General features: G+C 76.1%; 11 protein-coding genes. 5 read left to right on the top strand and 6 right to left on the bottom strand.

What is annotated here, in order from left to right; translation table 11 throughout:
- Positions 1-21: 21 nt before the first annotated feature.
- Positions 22-780: an SDR family oxidoreductase gene (locus ACZ6ZI_RS05005; RefSeq protein ID WP_469516086.1), complete on the bottom strand. Its 759-nt coding sequence runs from the start codon at positions 778-780 to the stop codon at positions 22-24.
- Positions 781-936: 156 nt separating this feature from the next.
- On the opposite strand from ACZ6ZI_RS05005, the gene ACZ6ZI_RS05000 reads away from it, so the two are divergent.
- The 4 genes from ACZ6ZI_RS05000 to ACZ6ZI_RS04985 all read left to right on the top strand — a co-directional run bounded on the left by ACZ6ZI_RS05000 (position 937) and on the right by ACZ6ZI_RS04985 (position 5,754).
- Positions 937-1,779 (top strand): helix-turn-helix transcriptional regulator, encoded by an 843-nt coding sequence (locus ACZ6ZI_RS05000; protein ID WP_469516083.1) that lies wholly within the window; start codon positions 937-939, stop codon positions 1,777-1,779.
- Between the two features lie 144 nt (positions 1,780-1,923).
- Positions 1,924-3,570, top strand: a complete 1,647-nt coding sequence (locus tag ACZ6ZI_RS04995; protein ID WP_469516080.1) for an alpha/beta fold hydrolase — start codon at positions 1,924-1,926, stop codon at positions 3,568-3,570.
- Between the two features lie 133 nt (positions 3,571-3,703).
- On the top strand, positions 3,704-4,411 hold the full coding sequence (locus tag ACZ6ZI_RS04990; protein WP_469516077.1) for a response regulator transcription factor: 708 nt from the start codon (positions 3,704-3,706) through the stop codon (positions 4,409-4,411).
- Positions 4,411-5,754: a HAMP domain-containing sensor histidine kinase gene (locus tag ACZ6ZI_RS04985; protein ID WP_469516073.1), complete on the top strand. Its 1,344-nt coding sequence runs from the start codon at positions 4,411-4,413 to the stop codon at positions 5,752-5,754. The genes ACZ6ZI_RS04990 and ACZ6ZI_RS04985 overlap by 1 nt, the downstream gene beginning before the upstream one ends.
- Before the next feature lie 73 nt (positions 5,755-5,827).
- Here ACZ6ZI_RS04985 and ACZ6ZI_RS04980 read toward each other — a convergent pair whose 3' ends face one another.
- The 3 genes from ACZ6ZI_RS04980 to ACZ6ZI_RS04970 form a co-directional block, all read right to left on the bottom strand.
- Positions 5,828-7,873, bottom strand: a complete 2,046-nt coding sequence (locus ACZ6ZI_RS04980) for an NHL repeat-containing protein (RefSeq protein WP_469516070.1) — start codon at positions 7,871-7,873, stop codon at positions 5,828-5,830.
- A gap of 169 nt (positions 7,874-8,042) precedes the next feature.
- Positions 8,043-8,876 carry a class I SAM-dependent methyltransferase gene (locus ACZ6ZI_RS04975; RefSeq protein WP_469516066.1) on the bottom strand — a complete coding sequence of 278 codons (834 nt, stop codon included), beginning with the start codon at positions 8,874-8,876 and terminating at the stop codon, positions 8,043-8,045.
- Positions 8,877-9,009: 133 nt separating this feature from the next.
- Positions 9,010-10,458: a DUF7824 domain-containing protein gene (locus ACZ6ZI_RS04970; RefSeq protein ID WP_469516063.1), complete on the bottom strand. Its 1,449-nt coding sequence runs from the start codon at positions 10,456-10,458 to the stop codon at positions 9,010-9,012.
- 195 nt (positions 10,459-10,653) lie between these two features.
- On the opposite strand from ACZ6ZI_RS04970, the gene ACZ6ZI_RS04965 reads away from it, so the two are divergent.
- Positions 10,654-10,881: a hypothetical protein gene (locus ACZ6ZI_RS04965; RefSeq protein ID WP_469516060.1), complete on the top strand. Its 228-nt coding sequence runs from the start codon at positions 10,654-10,656 to the stop codon at positions 10,879-10,881.
- Between the two features lie 20 nt (positions 10,882-10,901).
- Here the strand turns inward: ACZ6ZI_RS04965 and ACZ6ZI_RS04960 are convergent, their stop codons facing one another.
- Positions 10,902-11,552, bottom strand: coding sequence for a GNAT family N-acetyltransferase (locus ACZ6ZI_RS04960; protein WP_469516057.1), 651 nt, complete (start codon positions 11,550-11,552; stop codon positions 10,902-10,904).
- A 76-nt stretch (positions 11,553-11,628) separates the two neighbouring features.
- Positions 11,629-12,294, bottom strand: coding sequence for a GPP34 family phosphoprotein (locus ACZ6ZI_RS04955; protein WP_469516054.1), 666 nt, complete (start codon positions 12,292-12,294; stop codon positions 11,629-11,631).
- Between the last annotated feature and the right edge of the window lie 51 nt (positions 12,295-12,345).

The raw sequence follows: 12,345 nt of genomic DNA, 5'->3' as shown, positions 1-12,345 counted from the left end.
CGACCGGCGCGACCGGCGCGCCTAACGGGCCGCCGGTGACGGGCGGACGATCACCTCGTTCACGTCCACCCGCGCCGGCTGGGACACCGCGTAGGCGATCGCGTCCGCGACCGCCGAGGCCGCGAGCGCCACCGCGCGGTACGCCACCATCGCCCTGCGGGCCGTCGAATCGCCGATGTGGTCGGCCAGCTCGGACTCCGTCACGCCCGGGGAGACGACCGTGACCCGGATGTCCCCCGCGGACTCCTGGCGCAGTCCTTCGGAGATCGCCCGGACGGCGAACTTCGTCGCGCAGTACACCGCGGCCGTCGGCGAGACCTCGTGGGCGCCGACGGAGGCGATGTTCACCACGTGGCCGCCGCCCTGGGCGCGCATCACGGGCAGGGCGGCGGCGATCCCGTGCAGGACGCCGCGCACGTTGACGTCGATCATCGCGTCCCACTCGTCGGTCCTGAGCGCCGCCAGCGGCGAAAGGGGCATCACCCCCGCGTTGTTGACGAGGACGTCGAGCCGGCCGAACGCCGAGCGGGCCCGTGCGACGAAGGCCCGTACGTCCGCCGCGTCCGTGACGTCGAGGCGCTGGAAGACGGCCGTACCGCCCGCCGCGCCGATCCGCGCCGCCAGCCGCTCCAGGCGGTCCTCGCGGCGGGCGCCGAGCAGGACCCGGTGCCCGTCCGCGGCCAGCCGCAGCGCCGTCGCCTCCCCGATGCCGCTGCTCGCGCCGGTGATCGCGATCGACTTGACGGTGTCGTGCGCCGTGTCGGTGGTGTCGTGCGTCATGTTCCTCGTCCCCTCGGTGGTGGACCGGCCGCCCCCGGGCGGGGCGACCGTCACGCCGGGAAGCCTCGCCGCCCCCGCGGACCGCGACCAGGACGCGTGTTGCCGGGGCATGACGCACCCAGGCGACGCCGCGCCCCCCCGCCCTAGCCTGGGTCGGTGACCAGCAACGAACTCGGCGACTTCCTGCGCGCCCACCGCGCCCGCCTCCGCCCCGGCCCGGCCGGACTGCCCTCCTACGGACGCCGCCGCGTGCCGGGCCTGCGCAGGGAGGAGGTCGCCGTCCTGGCCGGAGTGAACACCGACTACTACGCCCGCCTGGAACAGGGACGCGAACGCAACCCCTCCCCCCAGGTCGTCGAGGCCCTGTGCGGCGCGCTGCGCATGGACGACGACGCCCGCGACCACCTCTACCGCCTGGCCCACGCCGTACCCGCCGGCCCCCGACCCGGACCGCGCGAGACGACCGACGCCGCGCTGCGCCGACTCCTCGACGGCTACGCGACCACACCGGCCTTCGTCCTGGGGCCCGCCCTGGACCTACTGGCCCTCAACCCCCTGGCCAGGGCGCTGTTCTCACCGTTCGAGAGGGCGGACAACCTCGCCCGCATGACCTTCCTCGACCCCGCCGCCCGCACCTTCCACATCCCGTGGCAGCGCGCGGCCGAGGCCACCGCGGCCGCCCTGCGCCAGGCCACCGGCCTCGACCCGCACTACCCGCGGCTGCGGGAACTCGTTGCGGCCCTGCGGGAGTCGAGCCCGGAGTTCGCCGCCCTCTGGGACGCGCAGATCGTCCGGGCCAAGACGGGCGCCGAAAAGGAGATCCACCATCCCGAGGTGGGCCGCCTGTCGCTGACCTACCAGACCTTCGACGTACGCGGCGCCCCGGGCCAACAGCTCGTGATCTACCACGCCGAACCCGGGGGCCGCAGCGCCCACGCCCTCAGCCTGCTGGGCAGCCTCGACGCGACCCGCCGCCGGGTCGCCGGCGCCGACCGCTGAGCCGAGACGTACGTCCACCGCACTTCTTACACGGTTTTGCCGTCGCTCTTGCGCGGCCGTGCGGCACGCCCCGCACCGTGGTGTTCGCGGTCGACGACACGGGAGTCGACACGCGCACCACACGACGAGGGGCGAGGAGCGGGCATGGCACAGGTGAACGGGATGCGACGGGCGGCGATGGCTGTGGGGGTGGTCGCGCTGCTGGCCTCGGCCCTGCCGGCCGCGACGGCCTCGGCGACCCCCGCCGGGCCCCTCGTCACGGCTTCGACGACGGCGGTCGCACGGGCCGCCGCCCCCGAGGACGGCCTCCCGGGAACCTCCGCGCGGCCGGCGTCCGGGGTCGAGGGCCGGCCCGCGTGGTGCCCGCCGGTGGAGGGTCACCGCGTGGACTGCTCCACCGTGAGGCGGCCGATGGTGGCCGACCGACCCGACCTCGGCACCATCGAGGTGGCCTACGCGGTCGTACGCCACCGCGCCGCCGGACCGGCCAAGGGCACCGTCGCCGTCAACCCGGGCGGCCCCGGCGAGGTGGCCGTGGACCGCGCCGAGCACTTCACCGGCGCCCTGAACGACCTGCTCGACGACCACGACCTGCTGCTCGTCGACCCCCGGGGCACGGGCCGCTCGCAGCGGATGCCCTGCGGGCTCACCGACGCCGAGTACCGCTTCGGGACCCGCGAACAGCAGCGCGACGCGGTGGCCCGCTGCGCCCGCGAACTCGGCCCCCGGGCACGGGCGTACACCTCGGCGGCCACGGCGGACGACATCGACGCCGTCCGGGCGCGCCTCGGCGTCCCGAAGCTCACGCTCTACGGGCTCTCGTACGGCACCTACCTCATGCCGGTCTACGCGAGCCGCCACCCCGAGCGGGTCCGCTCGATCGTCCTGTCGGGGGCCTACCCGCTGGCCTTCGACCCGTTGGGCCGCCCCGGCGCGCAGGCCGTCTCCCTGGCCCTGCACCGCGTCTGCGGTCGCGCGGTCCCCGCGCCCGGCGACGGGCGACCCGCCTGCGACGGCGACCGCGCCGTCCGCGACCTCGCCACCGCGGCCTCCCGCCTGCGGGCCCGGCCCCTCGACGTGGAGGTGCCCGGCGAGGCCGGCGCGGCCCCGCGCCGCCTGCTCCTCACCGAGGGCAAGCTCGCCAACCTCGCCTACGAGGCCGCCAGTCGGGGCGTCGGCGCGGACCCGACCGCCGCCGGGCTCCTCGGTGACCTCCCGCACGCCCTGGACCGCTTCGCGAACGGGGACACGGGCCCGCTGCTGCGGCTGGTCCGCGAGGACCACGCCGGAGCCTCCGCCGAGGACCAGGCCCCGTACGTCGCCGTCGTCTGCAACGACTACCGCAAGGCCTGGTCGGTCGACGCCTCCCCGGCCGAGCGCCGGCGGCAGTACCGCGCCGCCCTCGACGCCGCCCGGCCCGGTGCGTTCGGCGGGTTCGGAGCGCGCGGCTACCTGGAGGGACCGACCGACGGCGGCGACGTGTGCCTCGGCTGGCCCCGGGAGAACACCGAGCGACCGCAGCCCACGCACCCCCGACTGCCCGACGTGCCCGTCCTCGTGCTCTCCGGCGACCTCGACGCCAACACCCCCGACGCCAACGGCCGTGCGGCGGCCCGACAGTTCCGCGACAGCCGATTCCTGTCCGTCGCGAACGTCGGGCACGTGCCGGAGCTGGAGCCGAGCGGCTGCGTGACCGGCGTGTCCACCCGGTTCATCCGCACCGGCCGCACCGGCGACACCTCGTGCCTCGGCGCCCTCCCGCCGATCGCGGTGAAGCCGGTCCGCCCCTGACCCGGCCGCCCGACCGGCCCTCCTGATCCGCCGGCCCGACCCGGCCGCCCCCGACCCCGCCCGCCCCGTGCCGATCCGACGATCGGACGGGTGCCGGTCGGGGTCCGGGCCGCGCACGCGCCAGGATGATCACATGACAGACGTGATCACGCCCCGCCGCACGGTCCTGGTCGTCGAGGACGACCCCGGCGTACGCAGCACCCTCGACCAACTCCTGCGCTTCGAGGGCTACCGCGTCCTCCAGGCCCCCGACGGGCTCGCGGCGCTGGCCCTGCTCGACCACGAGGAACCGGACCTGGCCCTGGTCGACGTGGTCATGCCGGGCATGGACGGCCTGGCCCTGTGCCGGACCCTGCGCCGGCGCGGGGAGCGGCTCCCGCTGCTGGTCCTCACGGCCCGCGACCAGATCGGCGACCGCGTGGCCGGTCTGGACGCCGGAGCCGACGACTACCTGGCCAAGCCGTTCGCCACCGAGGAACTCCTCGCCCGCATCCGCGCGTTGCTGCGCCGCTCCGAGCCCCCGGCCGCCGCGGGCGCCGACGAACTCCTCACGGTGGCGGACCTGGCGCTGGACCGGGCCACCCGCGAGGTGCGGCGCGGGGCGCGGCCGCTGGACCTGACGAAGACCGAGTTCGACGTGCTGGAACTCCTGCTGGGCCACCCGGGGGTGGTCCTGACCCGCACCCGGATCTACGAAAGGATATGGGGATTCGACTTCGACACCACCTCCCGCTCCCTCGACGTGTACATCGGCTACCTGAGGCGCAAGACGGAGGAGTGCGGCTCGCCGCGGCTCATCCACACCGTGCGCAACGTCGGCTTCACGATCCGGCCGGCCTGATGCTCCGTACGAAGATCATGTGTGTGGTCGTGGCGGCCGCCGCGTTCGCCATCGCCCTCTCCGCCTTCCTGTCGTTCCGCAACGTCAGCGAGGTCGTCGCCGACGAGCTCGAACGCGGCCTGGTGGACCGCGCCGACACCGTCGTCGCCCTCCTCGACGCGGGGCGCGTCCCGCCCCTCCGGCCCGGTACCACGGAGCAGATCGTGCGCCCCGACGGCAGCGCGGAGCGGGTCGGACCACCGACCGCGAGCCCGACCGCCCCGCTGCCCGTGGCCCCGGCCGCCCTGGAGGTGGCCCGGACCGGCTCCGGGAGCAGCAGGGAGGACGTCGTCGTCGACGGCGCCGAGTACGGCGTCCTCACCCGACCGCTGCCCGCCGGTGGCGCCGTGATGGTCGCGCAGAGCTACGAGGGAGCCGTCCGCCTCGAGGAGGTGTTCCTGTGGCGGATCACCTGGACCACCGCCGCCGCCATCGGCGTCGCGGCACTCCTGAGCCGGCTCGCCCTCGGCCGGATCCTGCGCCCCGTGGGCCGGCTCGTACGGGCCACCCGCACCATCACCACCACCCAGGACCTCTCCACCCCGCTGCCGCCCGCCGGAGGCGACGAGATCGGGCAACTCACCGACAGCTTCGACGCCATGCTGCGGGCGCTGCGCCGCTCCCGCGCCCAGCAGCAGCGGCTCGTCCAGGACGCCGGGCACGAACTGCGCACCCCGCTCACCTCGGTGCGCGGCAGTGCCGAACTCCTGCAACGGGCCCGGGGACGGCTCGGCCCCGAGGACGAGGAGCAGATCCTCGCCACCCTCGTCACCGAGACCGTCGCCCTCGACGACCTCGTACGGGAGCTGGTCGAACTGGCCACCGACCGCTACACGGGGGAGGAGCCCGGGACGCTCGACCTGACCGTCGCGGCCGAGGACGCCGCCCGACGGTGGCGACAGCGCACCGGCCGTACCGTCACCGTGGCCGGCGCCGACGGTCCGGTCCTCGTCCGGGCCCGCTCGCGGGCGCTGCAACGCTGCGTGGACAACCTGTTGAGCAACGCGGACAAGTTCAGCCCGGCCGGTACGCCCGTCACCGTCCACGTCGCGGACGGGCGGCTGTCGGTGCGCGACCACGGGCCCGGGATCCCCCCGGGCGAGGAACGGGCCGTCTTCGACCGCTTCCACCGCGGCGCCGGCATGCAGGGCACGGCCGGATCCGGCCTCGGCCTCGCGATCGTCCACGACCTGGTCACCGCCGACGGGGGGACGGTCTTCGCCCGCGCCGTCCCGGACGGAGGGGCGGAGGTGGGCTTCCACCTGCCGACGCACGCCCCGGACCGCCGAGCGCCGGACCGCTGAGCCCCGGACCGCCGAGCGCCGACCCGCTGAGCGCCGACCCGCGGCGCTGCGGCGTTCCGGGGCCCGGCGGCTCTCAGAGCCCTCGCGGCAGCCCGACGAGCGGGGTGCGGACCGGCGTGGCCAGACCGACGAACACCACCAACTGACGCCCGCCGGGATTGGTCTGGATCGGGACCAGCTCCCAGTTGTTCGTCAGCCACACGTTGCCCGACGGGTCGACCTGGACGGCGGTGTTGCGCGCCAGCCCGTCGAACCCGTAGCCGGCGTCGGCGGGGGAGATCGGCTGCCCCGTCCGGTGCCCCGGCGGGCAGGCCTCGGTCCGCACCCCGCACAGTCGCGTCACGCGCTGCCCGGAGAAGTCGGCCACCCACACCGTGTCGGAGCCGTCCACGGCGATCCCCCACGGCAGCGTCAGGCTCCCGGTGGTGAACGCGCGCGGCGCCGGCGGCCCGTCCGGTTCGATCAGCGTCACCGAGGCGCCGTCCGCCGGCGGGCCGCCCGCCGGGCCCACGGCGTCCGCCAACTGCTGTGAGGTCCCGTCCTCACAGGGCACCGGCACGGCGCCGCTGTTCGACACCCACTGGTTGCCCCGGCTGTCCGAGGCGATCCCGAGCGGGCGCCTGAGCCCGCCGCCGGTCACCGTCCGCTCCAGCGTCCCGTCCGGGGCGAACACGGCCACGCTGTCGCTGCCGTTGCCCGTCACCCACGCCCGGCCCCGTCCGTCCAGCGACACCCCGAACGGCTTCACCAGCGCGCCGCCGCCGACCGGCAGGTTCCGGGCCCGCTCCGGGTGCCCGACGGGAACCCGCGTGACGCTGCGGCTCCCGCAGTTCGCCACCCACAGCGTGCCGTCCCGCCCGGAAAGCGCCCCCTGCGGCTGTACGTAGTCGCCCCGGCGCAGGCCCTGCGGAGGGGACAGGGCCCTGCCCCGCGCGTCGAACCGCGAGACGCTGCGGAACAGCGGGTCCGGGTCCAGCGGGCAACCCCGCCCCTGGAAGCCGAAGTTCGTCGCCCACAGGTCACCGGTGGGGTCGAAGGCCACCCCGTAGCCGGCGCCGTAGAGGCCTCCGCCGGAATAGGGGGCGCCGGCGGCGTCCCGGCCGTCGGGCCGCAGGCGCAGGAGCTGCCTGCCGCCGCACACCGGATCGCGGGGGTCCGCGCCGTAGGTGTAGTTGTTGACGACCCAGGCGTCCCCGGCGCGGTCGAAGGCGATGTTCCCGGGCCCGTCCAGTTCCCTGCCGTTGCCCTCGTAGCGCAGGGCCAGCGTCCACGCCGCCGGGGCCCGGTCCAGCGCGGGCCCGTACGCCGGGTGGCGGCGCGCCAGGGCGAAGACCCGCTCGGGCCGCGTCCCCGGCGCGCGGGCGATGTCCGCCACCGCCTGGAGGGTGTCGCGGGGCCGCTCGGCGCCCGGGACGCGGGCCGCGTCGAACAACTCCGTACAGCCGCGCCGCGTCGTCGTGCACGCGGCGACCGCGTCGGCCAGCGAGTTGAACGTGCGCAGGGTCGACGTCAGCGCCCCGTTGGGCGGGGCCGCGAGGAAGGGGGAGATCCCGCCGGTGGTGACGTCCGCCAGGTTGTGCGCCACGGAGGCGGCGTTGCGGGGGCCGGGCCACGGGCCGGCGAAGGCGCCCTCCCGCGTGAACTGGGCCAGGGCGAACCCGGCCGCGACCGTCGTCCGCTCCGTGACGGTCACCGACCGCTCCGCGCCGTGCGGCGCGCCGGTCAGCATCGCCGCGAACCGCACGGGGAGCGGCTCCGGGACGCGGACGTCGGCCCGCCCCCGCGTCGGGCGGGCGTCCGCCGTCAGGTACAGCACCGCGCCCGGCGAGCGGGGCGGCGCGTACGCCACGTCGAAGCGGCCCCCGCCGTCGGTGCGGCCGGCGCCGAGCCGGCGCGGACGCTCGCCGAAGCGGGTGCCGGCCTCGTACACGGTGACCTCGGCGTCCGCGAGCGGCCCGTCCGCGCCCCGGACCACGCCGCGCCGGTGGGCCTCGCCGGGGCCCTCGTCGCCGCCCGGCCGGGGGTCGCCCGAGGCCGCCCCCGCCCCGACGGCGAGGGCCGCCGCGACCAGCACGGCCGACCACGCCAACGACCCACGACGTCCCCGGCGCATCCCCATCCGCACAGCGCTTCCTCCCGACCGCAGCACACGTTCGGGCCAGCGTCACACCGTCGCGGGCGTCCGCGGCCGATCCCCGCCGTACGGGCGGCCCCCGAACCGCCCGTACGGCCCTGCCCGGGGCGCGGGCGGGGCCGCAGGCGTGCGCGCGTGTGCGCGCTCGCTCGCGTCAGGCGGCGGTCCTGTGCGCGGTGACCAGCAGGTACTCCCACTCCATGGCCCCGCCGTCGAGGTGTCGGGCGGCCAGGTCCGCGAGGGCCCCGTCCAGTTCGGCCACCCGCTCGGGGTCCTCGGCGATGGCGCGGTACGTCGCGATGGTCGGCCCGTAGCACTCCTTGAAGTACTCGCGGAACTCCTCGGGGCGCTCGAACCGGTCGACGCGCAGCATCCGCCGGTCGGTGTCGACGTCGGTGACCCGGTCGCCGAGCAGGGTGTGCACGTGCTCCGGGTCGCCCCACAGCGGCGGGGGCTGGGCCCCGGGCGGCGGCGGGGGAGCGTAGGGGCGCATCGTCTTGAACATCTGCCCGATGAACCCCTCGGGGGTCCAGTTGATCAGCCCGATGGTCCCGCCCGGGCGACAGACCCGTACCAGCTCGTCGGCGGCGGGCTGGTGGTGGGGGGCGAACATGACGCCGACGCAGGACATCACCGTGTCGAACTCGCCGTCCGCGAAAGGCAGCGACTCGGCGTCCGCCTCGCGCCACTCCAGCCGCGCGCCACGCTCCTCGGCGAGCCGCCGTCCGACCTCCATCAGCTCGGGGGTGAGGTCGGAGGCGATGACGTCGGCACCCAGGGCGGCGGCGGGGATGGCCGCGTTCCCGGAGCCGGCCGCGACGTCGAGGACCCGGTCCCCGCGCCGGACGTTGCACTCCCGCACCAGCACGTCGCCCAGTTCCGCGACGACGTTCGAGGCCACGGACGGATAGTCGCCCAGGGCCCACATCGCCCGGTGTTTGGCCTTCAGGGCGTGGTCGGCCCGGTCCGCTTCGCTCGCCTCGGTCATGACGCAGTCCTCCGCTTCCCCACCGTTACGGTCCCCCCTGACGGTGCGCGGTCGCCCTTCGAGCCTAGATGCCCCCGTCCGGGGTCGCGCGCGGAGACGGGCCCGCCCCGCCGGCGGCGGGCGCGGACACGGCCTACGGGCGCGGCTCCGTGAGCGCGGCCCGCAGGCGGCGGGCCTCGGTGACCGTCCTGGAGGAGCCGGAGCGGGCCGCCGCGGTGGCCAGCGCGGCCGGTACGGGTCCCCTGGCTCCGCTGCGCTCCGCGCAGTCGGCGGCCACGGCCAGGACCTCGCCCGCACCCCGCACCGAGGGCAGCACCGCCGGCAGCACCTCGGCGAGGACCGCCCACACGGTGGCGTACGCCCCCGAGGCCGCCGCCGAACGGGCCGCTTCCGCGAGGCGGTTGGGCTTGACGGTGCCCAGGGCCACCATCGCGGCCAGTTCGCGACCGAGGAGCACGACGTCGAGTTCGCCCCGGGCGGCGAGCACCAGCAGGGCCTCCACGGCCGGGGCGCGGTCGTCCGGGTACCTGCCGCCCAGCCCCGCGGCCACGGCGGCGTGCAGCCCCGGCCCGGCGGGCCCGCCGAGGCGGGCGAGGTGCGGCAGCATCCAGGAGCCCCCGTGGTCCCCGGCTGTCGCGGCCAGCGTCACGCCGGGGAGCAGCCATCCGGCCTGGGTGTCCCGGTCCTCGGGCAACACCGCCGCCCGTATCGCGTGCCCGGCGTGCCAGTGGTAGCAGCGGGTGAAACCCTCGTGCGGTCGGTCGAGCCAGTGGAAGGCCTCCGGGAACCGCGCCGGCAGGAGGGGACGGCGACCACTGGCGAGGACGACCTGCGGCACGGTCGTCCCCGCCCGGGTCCAGGCCCGGTGCGCCCCCGGATCGGGTGCGACGACGCGGCGTACGGGGACGCCCGGCCCGCCGTCGGGGCCGAGCCAGGCGGCGAGCCGGTCGCCCTCGTCGGTCCCCAGCCGCGCGGCGGCCCGCGCCGCCGCCGGATCGGGGCGGCGCACCCGCAACAGGGCCTGCCCGAAGTCGACGGGCCCCGGTCGGGCGCCCGAGCGCCGGTACTCCGCGAGCCGTTCGACCAGCTCGGCCGCGTCCAGGGCGCCCGTGTCCCAGGTCGGCGTCGCCAGCGGGAACGGCAGGAGGTGCCCGCACAGCAGCGCGTACCCGATCTCGCGCATCCGGGCCGCGAGGACCAGCTCCAGCCCGCCCTGCGCGCACTCCTCGTGCCCCTTCGACCGCCGGACGCGGTCGGGCCGCAGGCTGTACCCCGGTACCCGCGACAGCAGCGTGGCCACCACGACGTCCACCCCAAAGAGCCGGTGCGCCTGCGTCTCCTCCTCGACGTAGCGGTGCCCCACGGCCTCCCAGAGGGCGACGACGAGGGCGACGCGGTCACGGTGCGCCTGCCGTACGAGCCCGTCGAGGACGCGCTCGAACTCCGCCACGGTGGGCGTCCAGGAGTCGAGGTGGTCCGCCGTCGCCGCGACGGTCTCGGCGAGCCCGTCCGGCGCGGCGTCGATCCGCCGCACCGGCGGCACGGTCGGGAGGATGTCCTGAGAGGCGGTGGTCCAGATCATGCCGCCACGCTAGGCGCACCCACTGACACGACGGCGGGCTCCGGCCACCCCCCCGGACGGTGCGGGGAGGGGCGCGTGAAATCGCATCGCTTTCGCACCATCGGCGTGCGATTCTGGTGCGGAAGCGATGCGTCAGTGATGCGTCGGTGTTGCGTCGGCGATGCCTCGTCGATGAGTCAGAGGAAAGGAAAACCCGTGGACCAACTGCCTCCCCACCCCGATACGGAGCGCTACTCCGTGACCCTGTGCCCGCCGGCCGTGACGGTGGTGTCCGAACTCGTCGCGGCCAGTGGCGTCAGCAAGTCCGACGTCATCAACCGGGCCGTGCTCCTGCTCGGGTTCATCGAGCAGGAGCGCGCCAAGGGACACGACCTGATGATCCGTGACGCCGCGGGCACCCTGGAGCGCGTCCACATCATCTGAGTCCGACCGGGCCGGACCGATCAGTGTCCGGGCTCGCGCCACATGGGCCACAGGGGCGGCCCGCCGTCGGGGAGCCGGATCTCGCCGGTCACGCGGAAGCCGAACCGCTCGTAGAAGGGGACGTTGGACGGCTTGCTGGACTCCAGGTAGGCGGCCTCGCCGAGCCGGTCGCAGTGGGCCAGTTGCTCCCGCAGCAGGGCGGAGCCGACGCCCGTTCCCCGGTCGGAGGGCTCGGTCCCCAGGGTCGGCAGGTACCAGTGCGGCTCCGTCGGGTGGGCGTCGTGGAGGTGGTTCTCCACGTCGGCGGCCCGGCGCAGGCCGGCCACGCCGAACACGTACGCGTAGCGCGGCAGCGTCGCCAGCTCGCGCACCGCGGCCGGCGCCCACCGGCCGGGCCCCGACCACAACGCGGCCCCCAGCAGCCGACCCCCGCCGGTGGCGGCCACCCGGACACCGCCGGTCCGGGGCCGCTGTTGGCGCTGGAGCAACGCGAAGAAGCGGGCGATCCGGCGCTCGCGGTCGGACGGCTCGGGAAACATCCACCCCATGACCGGATCGTCCGCGAAGGCCCGGGCCAGGAGCGCGGAGATCGCGGCCGACTCGGCCCGCCGCCCGCACCTGATCCCGTAGCCCTCCCGGCCGCCCGTCGCGGGCGCTCTACGTGGGTTCATGACGTCACGGTAGACAGCGCGCCGCCGCCCGCCCCCGCCGACGGCCCGCGGACACGCCGCGGGCTCCCGCGACGGCTCAGGGCACGCGCCAGATGTTGGCGAACGCCGTGTTCTCGATGTTGCGCCGCCGGCGCACCGCCTCCAGCTCCATCACCGCGTCGTGGACGACGGCCAGCACGGTCGTCACCGCCTCGCCGCCGAGGTCCGCGCCCGCGCCCGGCTCCGTACCGCCCTCCTCCTCGCTCCCGCTCGCGGACCGGGCGCCGTCGACGCCCACGGCGGAGGCGAGTTCGGTGAGGACGGGCTCGCCCCGGTCCTTGCGGTCCTCGGCCCGGCGGCGGGCGGGCGTGTCCACCACCTCGAGGTGCTCGGGGCCGAAGGGCAGCCGGCCGCCGCGCCTGCGGCGCAGCTGCCCCTCCTCCTCCGACGCCTTCCGGTACGCGGTGGACAGGTCGCGGCCCCGACGCCACAACCAGTCCTCGATCCGCTCGTACGGCTTCTCGCGGACCAGAGCCGCAGCCGCCTCGCCGAGGAGGGCGTCGTCCGGGACCGCCGCGTCCGCCGACGCGTCCGCCGGCGGCTCGCCCGGCACGATGCGGTCGCCGTCCACGGTGACGGCCCGCGCCTCGATGAGGTCGATCAGCTCGGCTCCCGCGAGCGCGAGCGACAGATCGCCCTGCCCCACGCGATCCTGACTCCGCGGCTCCATGGCGATGATGAACAGGTCCTTCGCCGTGCTCATGAACGGCTCCCCTCGCAGGCATCGACAACGGGGTGTCGCCACCGGCCCGGG

The organism is Streptomyces sp. NPDC103540, from assembly GCF_055584445.1.
Note: the sequence above shows the minus strand (reverse complement) of the source record. Positions and strands in the feature narration are given on the sequence as shown.